This is a genomic window from Rudaea cellulosilytica DSM 22992, assembly GCF_000378125.1.
Classification (GTDB): domain Bacteria; phylum Pseudomonadota; class Gammaproteobacteria; order Xanthomonadales; family Rhodanobacteraceae; genus Rudaea; species Rudaea cellulosilytica.
The window spans coordinates 369,837-394,309 of sequence record NZ_KB899241.1; the positions used below are offsets into that span (position 1 = coordinate 369,837).

Consider the following 24,473-nt stretch of genomic DNA (forward strand, 5'->3'; position numbering starts at 1 on the left):
CACATTCTAGCGGAATGCCGCGCACGCACCTGTTCCGCACGCCGCCACCCAGCCGCTATCATGAGCGCTTCGCATTGCATACGTGCATGACTTGGCAGGCATTCTCGACTCCCTGATCGATCCCGGCGCGCGGCGCGACGTCGACGTCTTCGCCGCGCGCTTCGCGCAGGCGCAGCCGTTTCGCCACGTCGTGATCGAGAACTTCCTCGCGCGCGATTTCGCGAACGCGCTGCTCGCTGCGTTCCCGGCGTTCGAGCGCGGCAACGCGATCGGCGACGATGGCGTCACCGGAGGCAAGTCCACGGTCGAGCGCATGACTGCGCTCGGCGCGGACTATCGCCAGCTCGACGCGCTGGTCCGCGCGGACGAATTTCTGCGCTTCGTGGGTCGCCTCACCAGCATCGACGACTTGCTCTACGATCCGTTCTACCTCGGCGGCGGCACGCATGAGAACCGCAACGGCCAGGCTCTGCAGGCGCACATCGATTTCAATTACCACCCGAGCGAACGCTGGCACCGGCGCCTGAACCTAATCGTCTACCTCAACCCCGACTGGAGCGAGGGCTGGGGCGGCAATCTGGAACTTTGGCGCGATCCGTACGCCGACGCCGCGCCGGCCGCGCGCATCGTGCCGGCGTTCAACCGCTGCGTGATCTTCGAGACCACCGAGCATAGCTGGCACGGTTTCGACCGCATCGCGCTGCCGGTCGAGCAAACGGGCCGCTCGCGCAAATCGATCGCCCTGTACTTTTATACCACCGCGCGGCCCGCCGCCGAAACCGCGGGCAAGCACACTACTCACTACGTGAATCGACAGTTGCCGGTGCGCTTGGTTGCGGGCCATACGCTCGACGCCGCCGACCTCGCCGAACTGCGTGAGCTGATCGCGCACCGCGACAACCAGCTGCAGCAGTTGTACGCCGAGAACGCGAGACTTCTGCAGGCGCAGGAACGCGGCCTAGGCGGCCAGATCCTCTACCTGCTCAAGCGGCTCTACGTGCGCTATCGCCGGTAGCCGGGCTGGTCCGGCGTGCAGCCGTCGAACGGTGCGAAGCCCAGCGCATGCACGGCCTGCAGACCCCGCAGCGCCGCGTCCGCACCGTCGTAGTGCATGCCCTGCAGCAGTGCATGGTCGACCTGCGGCCAGGTCGCGCACAGGATCGCCGCCTGCGCATGCGCTTCGTTCGCCAGCCGCGCAGCCCGCTTGGTCATCGCGCCTGCATTCAACAGCGCGAAGGCGATGACGACACCGAGCGCGATCGATTGCGCGCGCGGCTTGTGCGCCGTGTTCTGCGTGGCAACGGCGCACAAGCCAGTCCAGCCCATCCAGAACACCGATGAGAAGCTCACGTAGCGGCTGACAAATGCCTGCGCCGCGCCTTCGTCGACACGCGCCAGCGCGGTGAGAAACGCGCTTGCCGCGCCGAACAGCATCAACGCCGCCCACGGCCGCGCCGCGCGGCGATGTCGCGTCGCGACCATCGCAACGGCGCCGCTGACGAGCGCGAACAGGGCCAGCCAAGGCGCCGCAGCGGCGGCAAAACGCGCGACGCCGGCGCCGAGATAGTTGAGTGCATAGTGCGCATCGCGCAGGAGCGCCATCGCAATTTGGCCCTCGCCCGCATGCACATATTGAGTTAGAAAACTCGCGCCGCCCGACATCGTGTACGCGGCAGCCAAACCGCACGCCATCCAGGGAACGGCAAGACCGATGCGTCGGCCGACGCTCGACTCCGAGCGAACGGCGATCGCAAACAAGGCCACCGGCAGCAACGCGAGCGCCGTGCCGAAACTCAGCAGCGCGAGCGCGGCGGCGAGCAGCGCGCGCAGGTTGCCCTTCCAGTCCAGCTCCGCCGCGGTGAGCAGGCGGATCGTCGCCGCGCTGCCGAACAGGCACAGGAACACCGCCACCTGCCAGCCCCATTGCAGATTGGCGAGATGTCCCGGATACAGTGCGAAAAAAATCACGAGTGCGGCGATGACGCGCGCCCTCGCATCGTCCATGTGCAGTGTTTCGCGACAGATGGCGAACACGATCGCCGCGTAGCCGCACAGCAAAACCCAGCTCGCCAGGCAATCGAGCCAGGTCTGCCCGTGCGAAAGCCAGGTCGTCGCGAGCAGCACGACATACGCCGCCGTGTGCAGATGGCCACCGTGGATGCGGTAAAAAATCGTCTGTGCCAGCGTGCCGTTCTGCCAGCCGGCGTACATAGGCGCCAAGTCGAGGTGGTCCCAGAGCATGAACGGGATGCGCCAGACCAACGTCGCCACGAGCAGACCCAGGGCAAGTGCGACAGCGAACAGGCGCAAGCCCGGAACAGATTTCGGAATCATGCGTCGATTGTATTCGGCGACGCGCGATCAGACCGGCAACGCGGTGGTTCTCTTGACCGTGCGCAACGCCAGCGTCGATTGCACGCGCACGACGCCGGGCAATTGGGTCAGGATCCCGGTGTGAATGCGCTCGAAGTCCGCAGCATTCGCATACACCACGCGCACCATGTAGTCGGCGGTGCCGGCGAGCAGGCAGCACTCCGTAACCTCGGCGTGACCTTGGATCGCGGCCTCGAACGCGTCGAGCGCCGCGCGCCCCTGCTGATCGAGCGTGACGAGCACGAATGCGGTACCCGGCAGTCCCGCCGCCTTTTCATCGACCAGCATGACGTAGCGCGAGATGAGCCCGCGTTCTTCGAGCAGTTTTACCCGGCGCAGGCAGGCCGAGGGCGAAAGATTGATCTGCGCGGCGAGTTCGAGATTGGTCAGGCGCCCGTCCTGCTGAAGCAGGCGCAGGATCGCGCGGTCGCGCTCGTCGAGGGTCGGGTCGTGAATCGGCATAATAATTCAGATAAACAAGAAAAAGACGCGAAATATTCTACGACGCAACGCTAACACACGATAAATGGGCGATCAATTGCTCGATATCTCAATCATACTGCCGCACTGGCAGCGCCGCCGCAACGGCGCACAACAGACCAACCAATCAATTGAGGGAGATCGCAGTCATGCGTATCGGCGTACCGAAAGAGATCAAGAACCACGAATACCGCGTTGGCCTCGTCCCTTCGTCCGTACAGGAGCTGGTGCATCACGGCCATCAGGTCGCCGTGCAAACGGGCGCCGGTCTCGGTGCGGGCATCCCCGATGCCGACTACACGGCCGTCGGCGCCACCCTCGTCGACAGTGCCGACCAGATCTTCGCCGATGCCGAGATGATCGTGAAGGTGAAGGAACCGCTGGCCGTCGAACGCAAGAAACTGCGCAAGGGTCAGATCCTCTTCACCTACCTGCACCTCGCCCCCGACGCAGAGCAGACGAAAGACCTGATCGACTCCGGCGCCATCTGCATCGCCTACGAGACGGTGACGGCACCGAACGGTTCGCTGCCGCTGCTGACACCGATGTCCGAAGTCGCCGGCCGTCTCGCCCCGCAGGTCGGCGCGCATGCGCTGGAAAAAGCGCAGGGCGGCCGCGGCGTGCTGCTCGGCGGCGTGCCCGGCGTGCCGGCGGCCGAAGTGGTCATTCTCGGCGGCGGCGTGTCGGGTACGCACGCGGCGACGATCGCGGTCGGCATGGGTGCGCAGGTGACCGTAGTCGACCGCTCCGCCGATGCGCTAAAGCGCCTGGCCGCGCAGTTCGGCACATCGATCTCGACCGTGTTCTCCACGCGCGCGGCGATCGAGGAACTCGTGCGCCGCGCCGACCTGTTGATTGGTACGGTGCTGATTCCGGGCGCCGCCGCGCCGAAACTGGTCACGCGCGCCATGCTGAGCACGATGAAACCGGGCTCGGTGATCGTCGATGTCGCCATCGACCAGGGCGGTTGCGTGGAAACTTCACACGCGACCACGCACGCCGATCCGACCTACGTGGTCGACGGCGTCGTGCATTACTGTGTCGCCAACATGCCGGGCGCGGTCGCGCGCACGTCCACGTTCGCGCTCAACAGCGTGACTTTGCCGTTCGCGCTCGCCCTCGCCAACAATGGCTGGAAAAAGGCGCTGGCGCAGGACGTGCACCTGCGCAACGGCCTCAACGTCGCCGACGGCAAGGTGACCTGCGAACCGGTCGCCCAGGCGCACGGCCTGCCCTACGTCAAAGCGGAAAGCGTGATCGGCCTGTAACCACTGCTATCCCAGCGACCCGTCTCGTTTGATCGGAGGCGGGTCGACTGCGTAAGACTCGCCTAGGCGCCGGCAAAGCGCGCCGCATGCCCGATCCAGCGTGCGATCAGACGTGCGACCAAATCAGGGTGTTCGCGCATGAGGACTTCACCGGCGCGCTGCACGGCGGGCAACAGATGCGCATCGCGCGCGAGGTCGGCGACGCGGAATGCAGCCTCGCCGGTCTGACGCGTGCCGAGCACTTCGCCGGGGCCGCGCAATTCCAGATCCTTCTCGGCGATGCGGAAGCCGTCGTTGGTCTCGCGCAGCACGTCGAGGCGCGCGCGTGCCGTGGCCGACAGCGGCGCCTGGTATAAAAGTACACAACTCGATTTCGCCGTGCCGCGGCCGACGCGACCGCGCAGCTGGTGCAATTGGGCAAGGCCAAGCCGCTCGGCGTTCTCGATCACCATCAGGCTGGCGTTGGGCACGTCGACGCCGACCTCGATCACCGTGGTCGCGACGAGCAGGGAAATTTCGCCGCGCTTGAACGCGTCCATCGCCGCCTGCTTCTCGGCCGGTTTCATGCGCCCGTGGACGAGGCCGATGCGCATGCCGGGCAGCGCCGCAGCAAGCTCTGCATGCGCTACTTCGGCCGCCTGCGCTTCGAGCACTTCCGATTCTTCGATGACTGTGCAGACCCAGTACGCCTGCCGTCCTTCGGCACAGGCGGCGCGAATGCGCTCGACGACTTCGCTGCGGCGCGTGCCGTTGAGCACCACGGTCGCCACGGGCGTGCGGCCTGGCGGCAACTCGTCGATGATAGATACGTCGAGATCGGCGTAGGCAGTCATCGCCAGCGTGCGTGGGATCGGTGTTGCGGTGAGCACGAGCTGGTGCGGAATCTCGCTGCCGGCGCGGCCCTTGTCCCTCAGCGCGAGGCGTTGATCGACGCCGAAGCGATGCTGCTCGTCGATGATGACGAGGCCGAGGCGGTCGAATTCGACGCCTTCCTGCATCAGTGCATGCGTACCGATCGCGATCTGCGCCGGTCCGCGCAGGCTGGCAAGCGCCGCAGTGCGAGCTTTTCCCTTGAGCTTGCCGGCGAGCCAGACGACTTCGATGCCGAGCGGGGAAATCCACTTGTGGAAATTGATAAAATGTTGCTCGGCAAGCAGTTCGGTCGGCGCCATCAGCGCGGCCTGCCTGCCCGCTTCGACCGCGGCCAGCGCGGCAAGCGCGGCGACCACAGTCTTGCCCGAGCCGACGTCGCCTTGAACGAGACGCAGCATCGGCGCGGCTTCGCGGAGATCGCGCGCCACTTCCGCGGCGACGCGCGCCTGCGCCTTGGTCGGGGCGAACGCCAGCGCGGCGAGGAAGCGACGACGCAGCTTGCCGTCGCCGCGCAGCACCGGTGCCGCATGCGCACGCAGGCGATTGCGCAATTGCCGTAGCGAAAGATGCTGAGCCAGCAGCTCCTCGAACGCAAGCCGGCGCTGCGCCGGATGCGTGCCGAGGCTGAGCTGTGTCAGATCTGCGTCCGGCGGGGGGCGATGCATGTAGAGCAAGGCGTCGCGCAGCGAGATCGCCGCGTTCGCCTCGCGTAGCGCGGGAGGAACCAATTCCAGCAACTCGTCCTGCGGCAAAAGTGCGAGCGCACGCTGGATCAAGCCGCCGAGGCGCTTCTGACCGAGGCCTTCGGTGGTCGGATAGATCGGGGTCAGACGCTCCTCGACTTCGCTCGCGGCATCCTCGGCCAGGCGTTGGTACTGCGGATGCACCATCTCGAGGCTGTGCTGGCCACGGCGCACTTCGCCGTAGCAGCGCAGGCGTGTGCCGATCGCGAGCTGGTTGACCTGCGCGTTGTTGAAGTGGAAGAAGCGCAGCAGCAAGGTCGACTGCGAATCGTCCGCACCCGTGCTGTCCGAGATCGCGATGCGCAGCTGCGGACGGAATCGGAAACCCTTTTCGATCGCCTCGATGCGACCTTCGACCTGCGCCGTATCGCCGACACGTAAGTCGCGGATCGAGCTGATCCGGGTCTTGTCCTCGTAGCGCAGCGGCAGGTGGAACCAGAGATCCTGCAAGGTGAGCAGCCCGAGTTTCGCCAGCGACTCGCGCAACGCGGGGCCGACGCCGGCAAGCGACGTCAGCGAGGCGGCACCGGGATCGTTGGAAAACGCGGCAGTCGGCATGGCGATGCTTTCGTTCCCCCGTGCGGAGAAGTTGGCGCGAAGCGCCGGATGAGTGAGATGCCTCACGCCTTCCAACAGCGCGACAGTCCGTGGCGTCCTTCCGTCATCCGCTCCTTCGGGCACCTTCTCCCGGCGGGAGAAATATCAATCCACCACCGCGACCATATCGATTTCGACTTGCGCGCCTTTCGGCAAGCCCTTGACCTCGATCGTCGAACGCGCCGGATACGGCGCCTGGAAGTAATCGGCCATGACCGCATTGACCGCGGCAAAATTGGCGAGATCGGTCAGGTAGATGCCGACGCGCGCAACGTCGCCGAAGTTGATCTGTGCCGCAGCCGCCACCGCCTTGAGATTCTCGAACACCTGCACGGCTTGCTTGACGATGTCGCCTACGACGAGTTCCCCGGTCGCGGGATCGATCGGCGTCTGGCCGGAGAAGTAGATCGTGTTGCCGATGCTCACGGCCTGCGAGTACGGACCGATCGCCTTCGGGGCGCTATCGCTATGGATGGGGTTGCGGGGCATAGTCTTCGGATTCCTTGGGTTCGGTTTTTGTGAAGAGCATTGCAGACACCTCGTCCCCATGAAACCGGGACGGGGAGTAAACATCTCACTCCGGATAGCGATACACGCCGTGCACCACGCTCGCCCGGCGCACGCGATTCATCACTTCATCGAGGTGTTTGCGATCGCGCACTTCGATCGTGAACATTAGCGAGGAGGTGTTGAGGTCGCGGTCCTGGTATTCGACGTTCTCGATATTCGAGTCGGCGCCGGCGATCGCGGCCGCGATCGTCGCGAGCACGCCAGGCTTGTTCTCGACGACGATGCGCAGGCGCACGCGGTAGTCGCCGGCGACGTCGCGGTCCCAGCCCATCGCGATGATGCGTTCGGGCGTCTTGCGGTATTCGGCCGCGTTCGGGCAGTCGACGCGGTGCACGACCACGCCCTTGCCCTGCGAGAGATAGCCGAAGATCTCGTCACCCGGCAGCGGATGACAGCACTGGCCGAAGCTGAGCACGCCGCGCTCGCTGCCGGTGATCAGCACCTTCTCCTGCGCATGCCGCGCGGACTTGGTCGTCCGCGCCGCGCCTTCGGCCAGTGCTGTGGCGACCTGGTCGGGCATGCGGTTGCCGAGCGCGATGTCGGCGAGCAGCTCCTCGAGACGCTTGAACTTGGCATCGGCGAGATAGCGATCGAGCGTCTTCAGCGGAATCGCGTCGAGCGTGACACCCTGTGCCTCGAGCGCGCGATCGAGCATGCGGTGGCCAAGTTCGACCGCGTCCTCGTGCTGCAGATGTTTCAGATTGTTGCGGATCGCCACACGCGCGCGCGCGGACACGACCCACTCCAGCCATTGCGGCATCGGTTGCGCCGACGGCGCGGTGATGATCTCGACCGTCTCGCCCGAGTTCAGACGCGTGCGCAGCGGCGCGAGCTTCCTGTCGACGCGCGCAGCGACGGCATGGTTGCCGACGTCGGTGTGGACGAAGTAGGCGTAGTCGAGCGCGGTCGCATTGCGTGGCAGGGAAAAAATCTTGCCTTTCGGCGAGAACAGGTAGACATCATCGGGGAACAGGTCGACCTTGACGTTTTCGAGGAACTCCGCCGATGAGGACGTCTCGCGCGCCTGCGTCTCGACCAAGCCGGTGATCCAGTCGCGCGCGCGCGACTGCGCGGCATTCGCGGGTTCCGCCGCGGTTTTGTAGACCCAGTGCGCGGCGACACCGCGCTCGGCGGCCTGGTCCATTTCCGCGGTGCGGATTTGTATTTCTATCGGTGCGCCGAACGGGCCGAACAGCACGGTGTGCAGCGACTGGTAGCCGTTCGCCTTGGGAATTGCGATGAAGTCGCGGAAGCGCCCGTCCAGCGGCTTGAACAGCGAATGGATCGCGCCGAGCGCGTGGTAGCACTGCATCGTGTTCTCGACGATGACGCGGAAGCCGTACACGTCCATGACCTGGGCGAAGGTCTTGTGCTCCTTGTGCATCTTCGAATACGTGCTGTACGGCGTCTTGATCCGGCTCATGACGCGCGCCGGGATATGCTCGGCGACGAGGCGCGCCGCGAGCGCGGCCTCGATCTTGCCCATTGCTTCGCGGCGGTTGCCGAGCACGCCCTTGATGCGCTCGACGATGACGCGGTAGCGGTCGGGGTAGAGCGCGCGGAAGCCGAGATCCTGCAGTTCGGAACGGAACCGGTTCATGCCGAGGCGCTGCGCGATCGGCGCGTAGATGTCGAGCGTCTCGCGCGCGATGCGCCGGCGCGAGGCCAGCGCCATGCTGCCGAGCGTGCGCATGTTGTGCAGGCGGTCGGCGAGCTTGATCAGGATGACGCGCAGATCGCGCGCCATCGCCAGCAGCATCTTGCGGAAGCTTTCGGCCGCGGCGTCCTGCTGGTTGCGAAACTTGACCTTGTCGAGCTTGGTGACGCCGTCGACGAGTTCGGCCACTACGGAACCGAACTTCGATTCGATCTCCGCGCGAGGCAGCGGCGTGTCCTCGAGCGTGTCGTGCAGGATCGCGGCGATGATCGTTTCCGCGTCCATGCCGAGATCGGCGAGGATGGCCGCGACCGCGACCGGATGGGTAATGTAGGGTTCGCCGCTCTTACGTTTCTGCCCTTCGTGCGCACGCGCGCCGGTGAAGTAGGCCTCGCGCACGCGCGCGACCTGCTCGGCAGGAAGATAGGCAGCAAGACGCTGTTCGAGCGCCAGCACGTCGGCAGGGACAGCTTCCTGCAGCGCCGTGCTCATGTCGTGTTCCTAGCGCGTTACGCGAAGAAGGAGTGGAACGCGTGTGGCATGCGCGCGCCAGCCGCGCGCGGCGCGCATTGCGGAAAAGCTATGGCTTGCGCCATCGCTCACAGGTCGTCGCCGCCCTTGAGGTCGTCGTCGACTTCGGCGGCAGCCCATTCCAGCGCCTCGCGCTCGGCTTTCTCGCGCGCAGCCTTGTCGACCTCGTCGATCAGGTTCTGGTCGATCTTGCGGCCGGCGATTTCGCGCAAGGCGAGCACGGTCGGCTTGTCGTTCGCCGAATCGATCGTCGCGTCGGCGCCATTGGCGAGCTGACGCGCGCGCTTGGTCGCCATAAGGACGAGTTCGAAGCGGTTGTCGACCACTTCCAGACAATCTTCCACGGTAATGCGTGCCATAAAAAACACCTCGAAAAACCAAACTGCGAAGCCCGGGCCGCACGCGATCCGAAAGGAACCGCGCGAAACTCGAATCGTCTCGAATGCGCCGATCCGGCGCGGACCTGGGGACGTGCCTGCATGCGAATCCGTGATCAATCACACGAAACCCGCACGGGCTGGTCAAAACTATACGTTTCACATTGTAGCCGCAGCGCCGCATGCCGCGCAAACCCGATCGTCCGGAACTGAACTGCCGCTGTATTCCGCGCGGCTTGAAAGTGGGCAGGCGCGTCGCAATTGCGTACGCTTGCGCGTCAGACAGGGAAATGCGCCCTGCGCGCCCGCGCTGCGGATAGCCCAAGGACAGCCCATCGATGCCGAAAATCTCGACTACCCTCTCCCGCCTCGCCCTCGCTGCCACCGGCGCCGCCGTGCTGGCCGGCTGCGCGACGCCGGCGCCGCGCCGGGACGATCCCTACGAGAAGTTCAACCGCAAGATGTACGCGTTCAACGACTTCGCCGATCGGGTTGCAATCCGGCCGGTCGCAGTCGGCTACCGCAAGGTCACCAACGATACCTCGCGCCGTCTGATCAGCAACTTCTTCGCCAACGTCAAGTCGCCGATCACGATCGTCAACGACGTGCTGCAATGGCAGCCGAAGTATGCGTTCACACAAACCAGCCGCCTGGTCATCAACACGACCGTCGGCGTCCTCGGTCTGTTCGATCCGGCCAGCGAAATGGGCATCGATGCGCACACGACCGACTTCGGCGTGACCCTGGCCAGGTGGGGCGTGCCCGAGGGACCGTATCTCGTGCTACCGCTGTTCGGCCCGACCACTGGGCGCGATCTGCCCGCGATCGCGGTCGATCAGTACTTCCTCGACCCGCTCTCGTGGTATGCCAGTAGTCACGATTTCAAATGGCATGCCGAATATCTGCCGCAGGGGGCCTACCTCGTCACCTTGCGTTCGAGCGCCATCGACGCCGAAGGCCTGCTAGAAGGCGTCTACGACCCGTACGTGTTCTACCGCGACGCATATCGCCAGCGCCGCCTGTACAAGATCTACAACGGCAATCCGCCGATGGAAGCGATCCAGGCGCTGCAGGGCGACGAGAATCTCGACGTCGACAAGTTGCTTGAAGAGCAGCAGCAGTACGAGAAGAAGACGCCGCAGAAGCAATAACGCGCCGCTGGCGTTGACGTGATCGCCGCTTAGACGAGCGTCACGCCCACCCCTGCGCTTTCGAGCGCTTCAACGTATTCCGGCGCAGCGGCGGTGTCGCTGATCACCTTGTGCAGGCCCGACAGCGGCGCGATCACCGACAGGCTGCGCTGGCCGAACTTGCTCGAATCGAACACGCCGACGACCTCGCGCGAAACACGGATCATCAATGCATTGAGCGTCGCTTCCTGCGGATCGGGCGTGGTCACGCCGATTTCCGGATCGATGCCGTCGACGCCAAGGAACAGACGGTCGGCGGAAAGTTGAGCAAGCATCTGCTCGGCCCCGGAGCCGACCAGCGACTGCGAGCTCGCGCGCAACAGGCCGCCGAGCATCATCACGCGGATCGCCGGGATCGCACCGAGCTCGAGCGCGATGTGCAGTCCGTTCGTGATCACGGTCAGCTCGCTCCATTTGCGTTGGCGCAGCGCGCGCGCAATTTCGATCGTGGTCGAGCCCGAGTCGAGAATGATCGTCTCGCCGTCTTCGACGAGTCTGGCGGCGGCCTGGCCGATTAGCCGCTTCTGCGCGTGGTGGCGCGTTTCCTTGATGCTGAGCGGTGTGTCGACTGCATGCGCCGGCGCAGGCAATGCGCCGCCATGCGAGCGCACGATCGCGGCGTTGCGTGCGAGCGCTTCGAGGTCCGCACGGATCGTCACCGGCGAAATTTTGAAGCGCGCGGCAAGTTCCTCAACCGTGGCGCGGCCCGCGCGCTCGACCTGCTCAACGATGAGACGGCGACGTTCTTCGACGAGCAGACGGGGCGAGGACGGCGGTCGGTTCATGTACTCAAGCCAAGCAAGCGGGTAGCGTTGTAGTAGTTGTAGTAATAGATCTCGTGCGGGATCGCCTCGGGCAGGCCGATGCCGAAGATCGACCAGCGCCCACGCGGCGGAACGTCAGCGGGAGCATAGTCGAAATACTCGTCTTCCGTCTCCAGGCAGCGATTGCATATCTCGTAGAGTTCATCGTCGAGCAGTTGCCGCGGCACCCCGTCGCCCTCGTGCACGTCGATTGCCGGAAAGCGCGTCTCGCGCACGCGCAACATGCAGCGCGACTGAAGGTCGGTCGGTCGCAGATCGGCCTTGCCATCGCGCGCGGTCTGCAACGGGCTTTTGCCAGCACTGCCGCGCACGATCGACAGCGGCGGCGTAGCAAAAGCATCGGGCCCGCGCCAGCGACGCCATCGGTGGTTTGCGTTGGGTCGATGTTTTCATTCTGCTCGCCCTGGGCGTCTCACGCCGCAAAAAAGCCGCCGCTTCAATCATTGCTTTCGATCGATCGGAACGCGCGCCGCCTGTATGCAGGGCGACGCAGGCGATGAGGCACGAAAAGGATCCGTCGACCGGCGTTTGCGGCAAAACTGAAAAATGCTTGAAAGTTTCATTTACTTTCAATTACTGTATTATTCATCGTATATTACTTTCATATTACGTCAATTTGCTTCGAATGCCGGCCTCTACTTTCCTTCTCTCACCCTCGGCGAATTCAGCCAGCTCCCGCGGGCAGTGCCAAGGAACAGCGTCGGGCCGGCTACGTCGCCGTACGTCAAAACGAACGAACCGCGGCGAATGCTCTTCGCTTGCGGCCAAGGATTTTTGCAGTTGGGGGCGCTTTGCCGAGGGAGCGACGCAGCGTCGGGATCGAGAATTTCACTTGAGGCATTGACATGAAAACCAGAACCATCGGGTCGCGTTGCGCATTGAAGAAGACCTTGCTTGCAGCGAGTCTGCTCACGGCATTCGGCGCCAATTTTTCCTACGCGCAGATCATCACCGGCGGCCTCTATGGCAGCGAACCGGCGGCGGGCAGCAGCGTCGTCGTCACGAATGCGGCGACCGGCTATCGCAAGGAAGTGCAGGTCGACAAGAACGGCCGCTACAGCCTGGACGGACTCAACCCGGGCATCTACACCGTCACCGTATCGCGCGACGGCAAGGAAGTGGGCTCGCGCAACGTGCTGGTCAAGACCAACAACAATTCGCCCGTGCCGGCGATCGCCGCGGCGACGTCAGTCACGGGCGCCGCCGGCAACGCAGCCGAACTGGGCAGCGTCGAGGTGACCGCGACATCGCGCGTCGTCGACATCGCACCGATCGACGTGAGCACGCCGACCTTCATCAATCACTACGACATGCAGATCGTCAACCAGCTGCCGACGGGACGCAGCATGGAAAGCATCGCGCTGCTGCGTTCGAATGTCGTGTATGACGACCAGACGACCAAGCTCGCCGTGGCCGGCGGCGCCAGCCCGGCAGAGAACCGTTACTTCTATAACGGCTTCGACACGACGAACGAATTCATGAAGAGCGGCCCCGGCGCGAATCGCCTGCCTCCGGAAGCGCTGCAAGGTGTCGACGTCATTTCGAGCGCCGGCAGCGCGAGCTGGACCAACGTCACCGGCGGCCTCTACGCAGGCACGGTGCGCCAGGGCACGAACGAATACCAGGGCGGCTATACGCTCTACATCACGCCGGGCACATCGAGCCTGAATCCGGCATCGCCCAATTCGTACTACACCGACGCCAGCGGCAAACAGCAGTACTACCGCTACTACTCAGACAATCGGCACAACACCCAGGTCGAGCAATACATCTGGGGCTCCGGTCCGATCATCAAGGACACGCTGTTCCTGTTTGCCATGATCGGGAACAAGCCCAACTGGCAGAGCACGTCGTACTCCGTCAATCGCGCATCGGACGTCACCAACCGCGACAAGAACGGCATGGTCAACCTGACCTGGAACATCAACGCCGACCAGACCTTCGACGTGGTTGCCGAGAAGGATGTCACGACCAGTTTCACCAATCTGTACGCGCTGACCCAGAACTACACGCCGAGTTCGATCGGTGCCTACAAAGGCTGGACGCGGACCAATACGACAGACAAGTTTTTGATCGGCAACTACACCTGGCACATCAACGACAAGATGAGCTTTGTCGTGATGGGCGGTTATCTGAGCGATTATCAATACAATCCCACTTCGAGCAGCGGTACCGGGTTGCCCTACGTGACCGAAGTCGATCCGATCACGCAGCAATCGAGCAACATCGGCATTTCGAATAACTCGCTGCAGACATTCCCACAGGATTACTGGAAGCGCGGCTTCAACGCCAAGCTCAACTGGGAACTCGGCGACCACAAGATCTCGCTCGGCGCCGAGCACTATCATCACTTCGTCGACAGCCACGGCAACACGACTACCGACGGCGGCGTCTGGACTTACTACACCAAGCCCGGCACGATCCTGCCGAACGGCACGCCCGTGCCCGGCAATGGCCAGTACGTGCAACAATTCTTCGAGCGCGAAGGCGGCTCGTTCAACACGGTCAACAAGGGCGCCTTCCTCGAAGACTATTGGCAAGTGGCCGATCGTTGGGTGATTTACCTCGGCACGCGTTTCGACGAATACGCGAACAAGGATGCGAACAACAACAACTTCATGCGCCTGCCGCTGCTCTCGCCACGCATCGGCGCGGCCTGGGACGTGCACGGCGACAGCTCGACCAAGATCGGCGCGAATCTCGGCAAGTACGGGCTGGCGATACCCTCGGCCGTGAATGCCGGCGTCGGCAGCGCATCCTACATATGGAACCGCTGGTACACCTACACCGGCCGCGATCCGGTTACGCGCGCGCCGACCGGCCTGAGCCAGCTTGGCGCACAGCAGACGGTGCTCGGCGGCGAGGGCGCAGTGCAGCCTTACTACACGCTAGCTTCTTCCAACATCAAAGCACCGTATCAGTACGAACTACAGGTGTACTGGCAGCAAGCCCTGCAAAACAGCTGGTCGTTCAATCTCGAAGGCGGGTTCAGCCAGCTCAAGCGCATCGTGGACGACACCAACTGGTCGGACGGCATCACCGCCTATGCTAATGCGCACGGCTATCCGAACTACGTCGACAGCACGTTCCCGATGATCAATCCCGGCTACGCGCAACTCATCACGCGCGACTACAACGGCGACGGCAAACTCGAGTCGCTGCTGTTCCCGGCCAATTACTTCGGGCCGAAAGCCAAGCGCAACTATGCGCACATCACCTTTGAGATGATGCACGCACGCACCGAAGACGAGCCCTACTTCCTCGACCTGAGCTACACCTGGGCGCATCTGTACGGCAACGACGACGGTTATCTGAGCTTGAGCGAGCGTGTCGGCGGCGGCGTCGCCCAGCAGCCGCTGTGGGACTTCCCCGACATGATGCAGTACAGCTATGGCGATCTCGCGGCCGATGTCCGCCACAAGCTGAACCTCAATGGCGTGTACTACTTCAACACCGGTTTTCGCGTCAGCGGCATCCTGCAAATGCAAACCGGAAAACCCTTGAGCTGCTTCGGCAGCTATCCCGATCCGGACAACGAAGCGAACTACGACGGTCCACTCAGCCACTACTGCAACAACCAGCCGGCACCGGCCGGTACGGCAGGACGCACCCCGTTCTTCTGGACGCTAGGGCTAGGCGCCGGCTACGACTGGCAGGTCGGCGGCAAGAACCACTTCAGCATCGACCTGCAGATGCAGAATGTCACCAACCGCAAGGGCGTGATCGATCGCTACCAGCAATTCGACACGGGCAATCTGAACACCGATGGAAGCTGGCAGCGCGACCTCAGATACGGCACGTCGAGCTATCAAGCGCCGCGCACGACCACGCTGGTATTCCGCTACAGCTACCAGTGACTGCAACGCGCCGGCACGACGCCGGCGCGATCTTCGCCGGCCGGTTTGCAGCGCACCGGTCAGCCTTGCGGCTTCATCCGCGACCGCAAGTCAGGACGAACCCAGGGGGTGCGGACCACCCTTTTCTGTCTCATCTCTCTACGGAGGCTTTGTGCAAAACTTCGGATATCGAATTGGCGGACTGTTGCTCGTTTCCGGTTTGCTGGCTGCATCGGTCGAAGCCGCACCCACGACTGTTCCCTTGGGCGGCAACACGTACATCACGCAGTCGAAGAACAAGCCGGACGAGTCGATCGACAACACCGGCCTGCACAACTGGGATTCGTCCTCGACCACGATCAGCACCTACGTCGATGTACTGCAGCCGGGCGATCTTCAAGTCTCGCTCGTCGGCGGCCTGTTTGGCTCGACCCAGAGTACGGTCAGGGTATCGATCGGCGATCAATCGAAGATAATCTCCCTCGCGCCGGCCGGCATAGCGAACTCGGTGTTCCCTGCGGGCACGTTCACGATCAATCAGCCGGGTTACGTGAAGATCGACCTGCAAGGCGTCTCGAACGACGCCGGTTATTTCGGTGACATCTCCGCGCTGCAACTCGACGGCTCGGCGACTGCGGGCGGTCTGCTCTTCGCCAACGATCCGGACAACTTCTACTGGTCGCGGCGCGGCCCATCGGTGCATCTTGGCTTCGACGTTCCCGCGGCGACGGAATATTTCTACAGCGAAATCACCGTGCCGGTCGGGCAGGATCCGGTCGGCACGTACTACATGGCAAACGGCTTCAACGTCGGCTACTTCGGCATGCAGGTGAACGCGCCGAACAAACGCTGGATCCTGTTTTCGGTATGGGATCCGACGAGCGGCAGCACCACGCTCGTCACCAAGGGCAACCAGACCCTCGTCGACAATTTCGGCGGCGAAGGCACCGGCGGACAAAGTCATATGATCTGCAATTGGGTAGCGGGGAGCACCTATCGTTTCATCACGCGCGCCCAACCCGACGGTCAGGGCAACACGTTGTTCTCGGCCTGGTTCGGCACGCCGCAGGGCGACAACGCCTGCGGTGACAATGGTCAGGGTGCCAACCAGATACAGGCGGGTGTCAAATGGAATTTCCTCGCCACGTGGAAATATCCCGGCACATCGATGTATCACAAGGGCATGTATTCCTTCCTCGAAGGTTTCAATCCGGACACCGGCTATCTTGGGCGGCGCGGGAATTTCGGCAACGAGTGGGCGATCAGCTCGACCGGCGAGTGGACCGAGATCACTTCGGCCTGGTACGACGTCGATCCGACCGGTTACAACAACCAGCGCGCGGATTTCGCCGGCGGAGCCATCGATAATCAGTTCTACCTGCGCAATGACGGCTTCTTCACGCCGTCGGTCGCTTCGCATCAGTGGTTCTATCGCCAGGCGAACGGCACGCATCCCAGCGTGGATTTGAGCAGCTTGCCGCAACAATAGGCGCAGCCGAGCAGCCGGCGCGACGGTCGCGTCGGCTGCTTCTTCCAGATCATCGATTGGACGAGAAATTCCATGTTCGCAACGTTTCCCCGCTACGGTCATCGCGAAAGCCTTCCGCTCCGCACAGCAAAACGCGAGCTTATCTGCACGGTCGTTTCACTTGCGCTCGCAATCGCCGCAACCAACTGTGTCTTCGCCAAGGGAGATGACGCAGTCTCGGCGAAGACGACACTGACCCTGGGCAAATCCAAGTCGAGCATGGGCAATGACGCGATAGCGGCGACGTGGAAATCCGCCGATGGCCACTTGAGCGATTTTGTCGTCGTCGATCGCGCCGGCAGCACGCCGCTCAAGATCGCCGATCCGTTCACCCTCATCCTCGCCGACGGCAGGACGATCAAGGCAGCGGACATGACCCTCGTCGGCGAATCCGGCAAGCACGCGCTGAGCGCAAATCCGAAGGCATCGCGCCTCGTCGAACATTTCGCCGGCCAGGACGCCAAGGCGAGTTTCCGCGACGCCGATGGCCGCTTCCGCGTCGACTGGCAACTCGAGCAACGCGACGGATCGGCATATGTTCACCAGCGCATCACGATTACCGCGCTCAAGCAGGACGAGTCGATCGCCGAAGTGGGACAGCTGAAAGTCGACGACGTTCTCGGCGCGACGGTTTATGGCGATGTGAAGGGCTCGCCGATCGTGTTCGGGCGCTATTACTTCGGCTTCGAGAATCCGCTGTCGGAAAGCGAAGTTCGCGGCGCGCGCGCGCGAACGTTCATCAAGCGCAGCCTGCCGCTGCGCAAAGGCCAATCCATCGACTACTCCGCCGTCGTCGGCGTGAGCCGCGAAGGCCAGCTGCGTCGCGACTTCGCGACGTACGTCGAGCGCGAGCGCGCGCATCCGTATCGGCCGTTCCTGCACTACAACTCGTGGTACGACATCGGCTACTTCACGCCATACACGCAGGAGCAGGCACTCGATCGCATCAAGGCGTTCGGCGAGGAATTGAGCGTGAAGCGCCAGGTCAAGCTCGATTCGTTCCTGTTCGACGACGGTTGGGACGATCGCAGCGGCAGCTGGCATTTCAGCCAGAAAGATTTCCCGCAGGGCTTTGTGCCGCTGAAGGATGCCGCCGCGAAGTACGGCGCGGCGCCCGGCGTGTGGCTGTCGCCGTGGGGTGGATACAGCAAGCCGAAAGAAGAGCGCGTAAAGAACGGTAAGGAGGCCGGCTACGAAATCATCGACAACGGCCTCGCGCTGTCCGGACCGAAATACTACCAGCGCTTCCACGATGCAGTGCTGGAACTGCTGACGAAGAATGGCATCAACCAGTTCAAGTTCGACGGCACCGGCAACGCGGACAAGGTGTTCCCGGGCAGCCGCTTCGACAGCGATTTCGCCGCGGCGATCGAATTGATCGACGATATCCGCGCGGCCAAGCCGGACACGTTCGTCAATCTCACGACCGGCACCTATCCGTCACCGTTCTGGCTGCGTTATGCAGATTCGATCTGGCGCGACGGCGAGGATGACGATTTCGCCGGCGTCGGCACAAACCGCGAACGTTGGATCACCTACCGCGATGTGCAGACCTATCGCAACATCGTCCAGCGTGGGCCGCTGTTCCCGCTCAATTCGCTGATGCTTCACGGCATCATCTACGCGCAGATGAACAAGCGCCTCAACGCCGACCCCGGCCACGACTTCGCCAACGAAGTGCATTCATACTTCGCCAGCGGCACGCAGTTGCAGGAGATGTACATCACGCCGTCGCTGCTGAGCGGCGCCGACTGGGACACGCTCGCCGAAGGGGCGCGCTGGTCGCGCACGAACGCCGAAGTGCTGCGCGACTCGCACTGGATCGGCGGCGATCCGGGCCGTCTGGATGCCTACGGCTGGGCCGCGTGGACGCCGAAGAAGGCGATCATCACGCTGCGCAATCCCGACGCGAAACCGCAGCTCGCCGTGATCGATCTGCAGCGCCAGCTCGAACTGCCGCCGGGCAGCGCGCGACGTTATGTGGCGAAATCGGTTTGGGGCGGCGGCGAGCAGACGACATTCGACGCCGATCAAGCAACGACGCTGACCCTCGCACCGTTCCAGGTGATCACGTTCGAATTGACGCCACAGTGACGATGAACGGGGCAGGATGTCCCGCTCATGTGGGAAATTTCGAAACGCCTCTCCGTTACCGCCATGCCGCGCTTGTGCGCGGATGGCGGTCTATATTTCAGAGGCCGAGCAGGCCGTCGATGTCGGACAGGTGCGCGAGATTGCGCAGCGCGGGCGGCGCGTTGAGGTAGCGCAGCGTCGTGCCGCGCGCCCGCGCCTGGGCAGACCAGGCGATCAGCACGGCCAGCGTCGCGCTGTCCGCGTCGGCCAGCTTCGACAAATCGACGCTGTCGGTCGCTGGCGGATTGCCCAACGCAGCGCCGGCATTGTCGAAACTGATCCTCACTTCTTGATGCCTTCCGAGTCCATCGACTCGAGCGCCTTGGCGCCCTGGCTTTCCAGGCGTGTGGTCAACGCATCGAGGCTAGATTTCTGAATTTCCTCGGCGACCTGGTTGCGATAGTTGGTCACGTAGGAGATGCCTTCGATGATCACGTCGTAGGCCTTCCAGTCACCCTGCGAGGTCTTGCGGAATGCGTAGTCGACCGGCACGAGCTTGCCGTCGTCGAGCACGACCTGGGTGCGCACGAGCGTGCGCTTGTCGTTGAGTTCGCCCTGCTGCGGCAGCACGCGCACACGGCCCTCGGTGTACTTGAGCAGGCCTTCGGCGTAGCGGTGCGTGATCGAGTTGTACATCGCCTTGGCGAAGCGCGCGCGCTGTTCCGGAGATGCCGTGCGTGCGTTCTGGCCGAGCACGAGGATCGAAGCGTAGTCGATGTCGAAATGCGGCAGCACGATCTGGTCGATGACCTTGATCAGGCCTTCGCGATCCTTGGCGAGTTCGGCGCGGCGCGCCTCCATCGTCTTGCCGAGTTCGTCGACCAGAGTCTGCACGACCTGATTCGGCGCGGGCGCCTCGGCCAATGCCGGAGTCGCCGTCGCCAACGCGAGTACACAGAGCAAAGAATACAGAATGCGCATACGTCACCTTTTCAATTCGCCGGCGGATGCCCGTGCCTCCGCCCTTCCCGAAAGCCCCGCAGCCGCGCGGAGTTTCCATCCTTACGATCGCCTACGGCTTCGCCGGCGGCTTGTCCTTGTCCGCACCCGCGGCCTTGTCGCCCGCATTCTTCGCAGCGTCGCCGCTGCCGACCAGATACTTCCCGATCAGCTCCTCAAGCTGCATCGAACTCTGGGTCAGGATCACTTCGTCGCCGTTCTTGAACATGTCCGGCGAGCCGCCAGGCTGGATCGCAACATACTGGTCGCCCAATAAACCGCTGGTGAATACCGCGGCGGCCGAGTCATCGGGGATTTTGCTGAAGCGCTTGTCGATCGACAGCGTGACGAGTGCATCGAGCTTGTCCGGCTCAAGCACCACGTTCGCGACCGAACCGATGCGCACGCCTGCGATCTTCACCGGTGCGCGCAGCTTGAGCTGACCGACATTGGTAAAGCGCGCCTTCAGGTCGTAACTGTCGCCCTGGCTGAAGTTCGCGACCGAGGTGGTCTGCGTCGCCAGATAGGCAAGCGCGGCGAAGCCGAGCAGGATGAACAGCCCGGTGCCGATCTGGAAGGATTGTCGTTGTGCCATCGTTGTTCCCTTGCCTTACATCAGGAAGGCAGTCATGACGAAATCGAGCGCAAGCGTCGCGATCGAAGAAAACACCACCGTGCGCGTGGTCGCATAGGCCACGCCTTCGCTGGTCGGCGCGGTCGTGTAGCCCTGAAACGTCGCGATCAGCGTGCATACGGCGCCGAAGGCGACGCTCTTCCACACGCCGTTGATCACGTCTTTCCAAACGTCGACGCTCGAGGTCATGTTCGACCAGAACGTGCCGTTGTCGAGGCCGAGCCAGCTCACGCCAACGAGATGCGCGCCGAAGATGCCGAGCGCGTTAAACACGCAGGCGAGCAGCGGCATCGCGATGACTCCGGCGATGAAGCGCGGCGCGACGACATAGGCGAGCGGATCGACCGCCATCATTTCCATCGCCGAGATTTGGTCGGTCGCACGCATCAGGCCGATCTCGGCCGTGATCGAGGTACCGGCGCGACCGGCGAACAGCAGCGCAGTGACGACCGGCCCGAGCTCGCGGTACAGCGACAGCGACACCACCGTGCCGAGCGCCGCAGTGCCGCCGAAGATCGACAGCACGTAATAGAGTTGCAAGCCGAGCACCATGCCGACGAACAGGCCGCAGGTCATGATGATCGTCAGGCTCATCGCGCCGACGAACCAGACCTGGCGAATCGTTTCCTTGATATGGCGCAGACTGCTCGGAATGGCAGCGAGAATCTGCAGCAGGAACAGGCCGCAGGCGCCGACCTGGGCGATGCCGTCGACGAGGTAGGAGGGCTTGCGCACCGTGCTCATGCGCCCGCTCCGGCGAGGCCAAGCTGGGTGGCGTAGTCGGGCGCGGGATACTGGAACGGCACCGGGCCATCCGCCGCACCGGTGAAAAACTGCTTGGTCCACGGCGTCTCGCCGCGCGCAAGCTCGTCGGGCGTGCCGTGCGCGGCGATCTTGCCACCGGCAATCAAGAAGATGCTGTCGGCGATCAGGCGGACCGCGGCGAGCTCGTGCGCGACGAGGATACTGGTGATGCCGAGCGTATCGTTCAAGACCCGGATGAGCTTGAGGATCTGATTGAGTGCGATCGGATCGAGGCCGACGAACGGCTCGTCGTAGATGATCAGCATCGGATCGCGCACGATGGCCCTGGCAAGTGCAACGCGCCGTATCATGCCGCCCGACAGTTCGTGCGGCGTCAGCTCGGCCGCACCGCGCAGACCGACCGCCTGCAACTTGGTCAGCACGAGGTTGCGCACGAGCACTTCGGGCAGGTCGAGGTGCTGGCGCAGCGGAAACGCGACGTTCTCGAATACCGAGTAGTCGGTGAGCAGCGCCGAGTTCTGGAACAGGTAGCCGATCTTCTCGCGCAGCGCGAACAGTTTCGCGCGATCGAGCTTGACGACGTTCTGCCCGTCGACCCACACCTCGCCCGCATCGGGGGCGAGCTGGCCGGTGATGTGGCGCATCAGCGTGGTCTTGCCGGTGCCGCTGGGTCCCATGATCGCAGTGATCTTGCCGCGCGGGATGTCGAGGTCGACCTTGTCGAAGATCGTCTTGCCGTTGAGCACGGTCGACAGGCCGCGGATCCTGATCAGAGGATTCGGAGTCGGGGCATTGCCGGCAGCGGGTGCTTGCGGTTCGGTGCTCATCTCAAACAAGAAAACGGCGCATGACGCGCCCGAATGCAGTCACCTTACCGGAAGGCCGCAGGCAACGGAAGTCGCGTGAAATTGCGGTTAAGCGCCTCGTCAGGCGCGGCCGCGTTTAACTCACGCCGCGAACAGATGCAAAGCGGCGTACTGCAGCAGCATGATCGTCTTGCCGTCGCGGATGGCACCACTGCGGATCGCGGCCAGCGCCGCGTCGAAGTCCATCTCGACCACCTCGATGTCCTCGTCGTCGACGCCGCCGCCGTCGCCCACGCGCGCGGCCGCCGAGTATTCGGCGACGAAGAAATGCAGGATCTCGGTCACCGATCCGGGCGACATGTAGGCTTCGAACACCTTGCGCACCGCGCCGATCTCGTAGCCGGTCTCCTCGCGCGTTTCGCGGCGGATGGCATCCTCGGGGTTGTCCGCATCGAGCAGGCCTGCGCAGGTTTCCAGCAACATGCCCGAGGCGTTGCCGTTGACGTAGGTCGGCAGGCGGAACTGCCGCGTCAGCAACACCGTGCGGCGCTGCAGATCGTAAAGCAGGATCGTCGCGCCATTGCCGCGGTCGTAGGCTTCGCGCGTGCGCTCCGCCCAGGTTCCATCGGGCTTGCGCATGCGGTAATGCACCTTGCGCAGCACGTACCAGTTGTCGGAAAGGACTTCGGTCTTGACGATATCGATGTCGGGATTCACGCGTGCGTTCAATCCTTGAGCAAATCGGCAAGCAACGCGGCGAAGCGCTCGCGCTGGTTGTTCACACGCAGTTGCCGCGTCGTCACGATCGAGCGCAGGTCGGACAGCGCAGTGGCGAAGTCGTCGTTGACCACGATGTAGTCGAACTCGACCGCATGCGCGATGTCCTCGCGCGAGTCGGCGAGGCGGCGGCGGATCGTCGCGTCCGAATCCTGCGCGCGCGCGCGCAGGCGGCGCTCGAGCTCGACGCGCGACGGCGGCAGGATGAAGATGCTGACCGTATCCTGCATCTGCGCGCGCACCTGGCGCGCGCCCTGCCAGTCGATCTCGAGCAGCACATCCTTGCCCGAGCCGAGCGTACGCTCGACCGCGGTGCGCGCGGTGCCCTTGAGATCGCCGTGCACGATCGCGTGCTCGAAAAACTCGCCGCGCTTGATCATTTCCTCGAACACACCGCGCGAAACGAAGTGGTAGTGCACGCCATCGACTTCGCCCGGCCGCGGCAGGCGCGAGGTATAGGACACCGACAAGGCGATGTTCGGCTCGCGCTCGAGCAGCGCGCGGGTAAGGCTGGTTTTGCCGCCGCCCGAGGGCGCGGCGATGATGTAGAGGGTTCCCGACATCGGCCTATTCTATATTCTGCACTTGCTCGCGCATCTGCTCGATCAGCACTTTCAGCTCAACCGCAGCCTGCGTGGTGCGCGCATCGACCGACTTGGAGCCGAGCGTGTTCGCCTCACGGTTGAATTCCTGCATGAGGAAGTCGAGCCGGCGTCCCGCCGGGTCCGGCGCGGCTAGGATGCGCCGCGCCTCGGCGATGTGCGCGGTGAGGCGGTCGAGTTCTTCATCCACGTCAATGCGCGACAGCTGCAGCACGAGTTCCTGTTCGAGCCGGCTGTTATCGGCGCGCAAAAATTCGGCCGATTGCATGATCTCGGCGAGCTTGGCTTCCAGCCGCGCGCGCAACGCCTTACGGATGTCGGGCAGCCAAGCGCGCACGTCGGCGACGATGCGCGCGATGCCGTCGAGGCGTTCGCGCAGGAAGCCGCCGAGGCGCTCGCCCTCGCGTGCACGCGTGGCGACCATGTCGGCGAGCGCGCGCTCGAGCAGGTCGAGCGCTGCCTGGCGCAGTCCTTCCTGGTCCACCTCTTCACGCTTGAGCACGCCGGGCCAGCCGAGCAGGCTGGCGAAATCGACGTTGAGCTTTGGAAAGCGCTCGGCGAACAGCGCGGCGGTCGCTTCGAGCTTGTCGAGTACCGCGTCATTGAGGCGAATCTCGCTGGCCGCGGCCTCGCTTGCGCGAAAACGCAGGCTCAGGTCGACCTTGCCGCGCGTGAGCTTGGCGGCGGTGCGTTCGCGCAGCGCGGGCTCGATCGCGCGCAATTCGTCGGGCAGGCGCAGACCAAGCTCGAGATAGCGATGGTTCACCGAGCGCAATTCGAAGCTCAACGCGCCCCACGGCGTGTCGGCGTCGGCGCTGGCGAAGGCGGTCATGCTGCGGATCATGGGCGTGTCGCTGCGGAATTCGGACGCAAAGTATAGCGGACGCGGGAGATGGACCCCGAAGCAGGCTCGGAACGCGATCATTCCGGTCTTCTCGCGAAGCGATGAGCAAAAATTTTCTCCGCTCAA

General features: G+C 63.7%; 22 protein-coding genes. 6 read left to right on the top strand and 16 right to left on the bottom strand.

Features of this window, described 5'->3' with window-relative positions; translation table 11 throughout:
• Window positions 1–82: 82 nt before the first annotated feature.
• Complete coding sequence (locus F455_RS0101705) at window positions 83–1,015, top strand: 2OG-Fe(II) oxygenase (RefSeq protein ID WP_026292967.1); 933 nt, start codon at window positions 83–85, stop codon at window positions 1,013–1,015.
• On the opposite strand, the gene F455_RS0101710 is transcribed toward F455_RS0101705, so the two are convergent.
• Together F455_RS0101710 and F455_RS0101715 are read right to left on the bottom strand one after the other, a co-directional pair.
• A complete protein-coding gene (locus F455_RS0101710) occupies window positions 1,003–2,334 on the bottom strand; it encodes a hypothetical protein (RefSeq protein ID WP_018971527.1) in 1,332 nt (443 codons plus the stop codon). The genes F455_RS0101705 and F455_RS0101710 overlap by 13 nt on opposite strands.
• Before the next feature lie 27 nt (window positions 2,335–2,361).
• A complete protein-coding gene (locus tag F455_RS0101715; RefSeq protein WP_018971528.1) occupies window positions 2,362–2,835 on the bottom strand; it encodes an Lrp/AsnC family transcriptional regulator in 474 nt (157 codons plus the stop codon).
• 167 nt (window positions 2,836–3,002) lie between these two features.
• Here F455_RS0101715 and ald point away from each other — a divergent pair, with 167 nt between their 5' ends.
• A complete protein-coding gene (ald, locus tag F455_RS0101720; RefSeq protein ID WP_018971529.1) occupies window positions 3,003–4,121 on the top strand; it encodes an alanine dehydrogenase in 1,119 nt (372 codons plus the stop codon).
• Window positions 4,122–4,183: 62 nt separating this feature from the next.
• Here ald and recG read toward each other — a convergent pair whose 3' ends face one another.
• From recG to rpoZ, 4 genes are all read right to left on the bottom strand, one after another.
• Window positions 4,184–6,295 carry an ATP-dependent DNA helicase RecG gene (gene recG / locus F455_RS0101725; protein WP_018971530.1) on the bottom strand — a complete coding sequence of 704 codons (2,112 nt, stop codon included), beginning with the start codon at window positions 6,293–6,295 and terminating at the stop codon, window positions 4,184–4,186.
• 144 nt (window positions 6,296–6,439) lie between these two features.
• Entirely contained in the window at window positions 6,440–6,823 is a 384-nt protein-coding gene (locus tag F455_RS0101730; RefSeq protein WP_018971531.1) for a RidA family protein, read from the bottom strand.
• 85 nt (window positions 6,824–6,908) lie between these two features.
• Entirely contained in the window at window positions 6,909–9,053 is a 2,145-nt protein-coding gene (locus F455_RS0101735; RefSeq protein WP_018971532.1) for a RelA/SpoT family protein, read from the bottom strand.
• Between the two features lie 107 nt (window positions 9,054–9,160).
• Window positions 9,161–9,451 carry a DNA-directed RNA polymerase subunit omega gene (gene rpoZ / locus F455_RS0101740; protein WP_026292968.1) on the bottom strand — a complete coding sequence of 97 codons (291 nt, stop codon included), beginning with the start codon at window positions 9,449–9,451 and terminating at the stop codon, window positions 9,161–9,163.
• A 356-nt stretch (window positions 9,452–9,807) separates the two neighbouring features.
• Here rpoZ and F455_RS0101745 point away from each other — a divergent pair, with 356 nt between their 5' ends.
• Window positions 9,808–10,620, top strand: a complete 813-nt coding sequence (locus F455_RS0101745) for an MlaA family lipoprotein (protein WP_018971534.1) — start codon at window positions 9,808–9,810, stop codon at window positions 10,618–10,620.
• A gap of 29 nt (window positions 10,621–10,649) precedes the next feature.
• Here F455_RS0101745 and agaR read toward each other — a convergent pair whose 3' ends face one another.
• Together agaR and F455_RS0101755 are read right to left on the bottom strand one after the other, a co-directional pair.
• A complete protein-coding gene (gene agaR / locus F455_RS0101750; RefSeq protein WP_018971535.1) occupies window positions 10,650–11,444 on the bottom strand; it encodes a transcriptional repressor AgaR in 795 nt (264 codons plus the stop codon).
• Window positions 11,441–11,794 carry a hypothetical protein gene (locus F455_RS0101755; protein ID WP_018971536.1) on the bottom strand — a complete coding sequence of 118 codons (354 nt, stop codon included), beginning with the start codon at window positions 11,792–11,794 and terminating at the stop codon, window positions 11,441–11,443. The genes agaR and F455_RS0101755 overlap by 4 nt, the downstream gene beginning before the upstream one ends.
• Before the next feature lie 534 nt (window positions 11,795–12,328).
• Here F455_RS0101755 and F455_RS0101760 point away from each other — a divergent pair.
• The 3 genes from F455_RS0101760 (at window position 12,329) to F455_RS0101770 (ending at window position 18,941) form a co-directional block, all read left to right on the top strand.
• Window positions 12,329–15,340, top strand: a complete 3,012-nt coding sequence (locus F455_RS0101760; RefSeq protein ID WP_018971537.1) for a TonB-dependent receptor — start codon at window positions 12,329–12,331, stop codon at window positions 15,338–15,340.
• A 151-nt stretch (window positions 15,341–15,491) separates the two neighbouring features.
• Window positions 15,492–16,808, top strand: coding sequence for a DUF3472 domain-containing protein (locus F455_RS19380; RefSeq protein WP_211212272.1), 1,317 nt, complete (start codon window positions 15,492–15,494; stop codon window positions 16,806–16,808).
• Window positions 16,809–16,880: 72 nt separating this feature from the next.
• Entirely contained in the window at window positions 16,881–18,941 is a 2,061-nt protein-coding gene (locus F455_RS0101770; RefSeq protein ID WP_018971539.1) for an alpha-galactosidase, read from the top strand.
• A gap of 97 nt (window positions 18,942–19,038) precedes the next feature.
• Here the strand turns inward: F455_RS0101770 and F455_RS0101775 are convergent, their stop codons facing one another.
• The 8 genes from F455_RS0101775 to F455_RS0101810 all read right to left on the bottom strand — a co-directional run bounded on the left by F455_RS0101775 (window position 19,039) and on the right by F455_RS0101810 (window position 24,347).
• The gene (locus tag F455_RS0101775) at window positions 19,039–19,266 is read right to left on the bottom strand and encodes an STAS domain-containing protein (RefSeq protein ID WP_018971540.1); all 228 of its coding nucleotides are present in this window, start codon (window positions 19,264–19,266) and stop codon (window positions 19,039–19,041) included.
• Window positions 19,263–19,901, bottom strand: a complete 639-nt coding sequence (locus F455_RS0101780) for an MlaC/ttg2D family ABC transporter substrate-binding protein (RefSeq protein WP_018971541.1) — start codon at window positions 19,899–19,901, stop codon at window positions 19,263–19,265. The genes F455_RS0101775 and F455_RS0101780 overlap by 4 nt, the downstream gene beginning before the upstream one ends.
• Before the next feature lie 91 nt (window positions 19,902–19,992).
• Window positions 19,993–20,514: an outer membrane lipid asymmetry maintenance protein MlaD gene (gene mlaD, locus F455_RS0101785; protein WP_018971542.1), complete on the bottom strand. Its 522-nt coding sequence runs from the start codon at window positions 20,512–20,514 to the stop codon at window positions 19,993–19,995.
• 15 nt (window positions 20,515–20,529) lie between these two features.
• Window positions 20,530–21,297, bottom strand: coding sequence for a lipid asymmetry maintenance ABC transporter permease subunit MlaE (mlaE, locus tag F455_RS0101790; RefSeq protein ID WP_018971543.1), 768 nt, complete (start codon window positions 21,295–21,297; stop codon window positions 20,530–20,532).
• Window positions 21,294–22,145 carry an ABC transporter ATP-binding protein gene (locus F455_RS0101795; RefSeq protein WP_018971544.1) on the bottom strand — a complete coding sequence of 284 codons (852 nt, stop codon included), beginning with the start codon at window positions 22,143–22,145 and terminating at the stop codon, window positions 21,294–21,296. The genes mlaE and F455_RS0101795 overlap by 4 nt, the downstream gene beginning before the upstream one ends.
• A gap of 120 nt (window positions 22,146–22,265) precedes the next feature.
• Entirely contained in the window at window positions 22,266–22,853 is a 588-nt protein-coding gene (gene nudK / locus F455_RS0101800) for a GDP-mannose pyrophosphatase NudK (RefSeq protein ID WP_018971545.1), read from the bottom strand.
• Complete coding sequence (gmk, locus tag F455_RS0101805) at window positions 22,850–23,464, bottom strand: guanylate kinase (RefSeq protein ID WP_018971546.1); 615 nt, start codon at window positions 23,462–23,464, stop codon at window positions 22,850–22,852. The genes nudK and gmk overlap by 4 nt, the downstream gene beginning before the upstream one ends.
• Window positions 23,465–23,468: 4 nt before the next feature.
• Window positions 23,469–24,347: a YicC/YloC family endoribonuclease gene (locus tag F455_RS0101810; protein WP_026292971.1), complete on the bottom strand. Its 879-nt coding sequence runs from the start codon at window positions 24,345–24,347 to the stop codon at window positions 23,469–23,471.
• Window positions 24,348–24,473 lie beyond the last annotated feature (126 nt).

Bases quoted from the DNA above. Each gene is read 5' to 3' on its own strand.
- F455_RS0101760 (WP_018971537.1), top strand. From the start codon at position 12,329: ATGAAAACCAGAACCATCGGGTCGCGTTGCGCATTGAAGAAGACCTTG.
- F455_RS0101710 (WP_018971527.1), bottom strand. From the start codon at position 2,334: ATGATTCCGAAATCTGTTCCGGGCTTGCGCCTGTTCGCTGTCGCACTT.
- agaR (WP_018971535.1), bottom strand. From the start codon at position 11,444: ATGAACCGACCGCCGTCCTCGCCCCGTCTGCTCGTCGAAGAACGTCGC.
- F455_RS0101810 (WP_026292971.1), bottom strand. From the start codon at position 24,347: ATGATCCGCAGCATGACCGCCTTCGCCAGCGCCGACGCCGACACGCCG.
- gmk (WP_018971546.1), bottom strand. From the start codon at position 23,464: ATGTCGGGAACCCTCTACATCATCGCCGCGCCCTCGGGCGGCGGCAAA.
- F455_RS0101795 (WP_018971544.1), bottom strand. From the start codon at position 22,145: ATGAGCACCGAACCGCAAGCACCCGCTGCCGGCAATGCCCCGACTCCG.
- F455_RS0101730 (WP_018971531.1), bottom strand. From the start codon at position 6,823: ATGCCCCGCAACCCCATCCATAGCGATAGCGCCCCGAAGGCGATCGGT.
- rpoZ (WP_026292968.1), bottom strand. From the start codon at position 9,451: ATGGCACGCATTACCGTGGAAGATTGTCTGGAAGTGGTCGACAACCGC.
- F455_RS0101715 (WP_018971528.1), bottom strand. From the start codon at position 2,835: ATGCCGATTCACGACCCGACCCTCGACGAGCGCGACCGCGCGATCCTG.
- F455_RS0101780 (WP_018971541.1), bottom strand. From the start codon at position 19,901: ATGCGCATTCTGTATTCTTTGCTCTGTGTACTCGCGTTGGCGACGGCG.
- F455_RS0101735 (WP_018971532.1), bottom strand. From the start codon at position 9,053: ATGAGCACGGCGCTGCAGGAAGCTGTCCCTGCCGACGTGCTGGCGCTC.
- mlaD (WP_018971542.1), bottom strand. From the start codon at position 20,514: ATGGCACAACGACAATCCTTCCAGATCGGCACCGGGCTGTTCATCCTG.
- mlaE (WP_018971543.1), bottom strand. From the start codon at position 21,297: ATGAGCACGGTGCGCAAGCCCTCCTACCTCGTCGACGGCATCGCCCAG.
- recG (WP_018971530.1), bottom strand. From the start codon at position 6,295: ATGCCGACTGCCGCGTTTTCCAACGATCCCGGTGCCGCCTCGCTGACG.
- ald (WP_018971529.1), top strand. From the start codon at position 3,003: ATGCGTATCGGCGTACCGAAAGAGATCAAGAACCACGAATACCGCGTT.
- F455_RS0101745 (WP_018971534.1), top strand. From the start codon at position 9,808: ATGCCGAAAATCTCGACTACCCTCTCCCGCCTCGCCCTCGCTGCCACC.
- F455_RS0101770 (WP_018971539.1), top strand. From the start codon at position 16,881: ATGTTCGCAACGTTTCCCCGCTACGGTCATCGCGAAAGCCTTCCGCTC.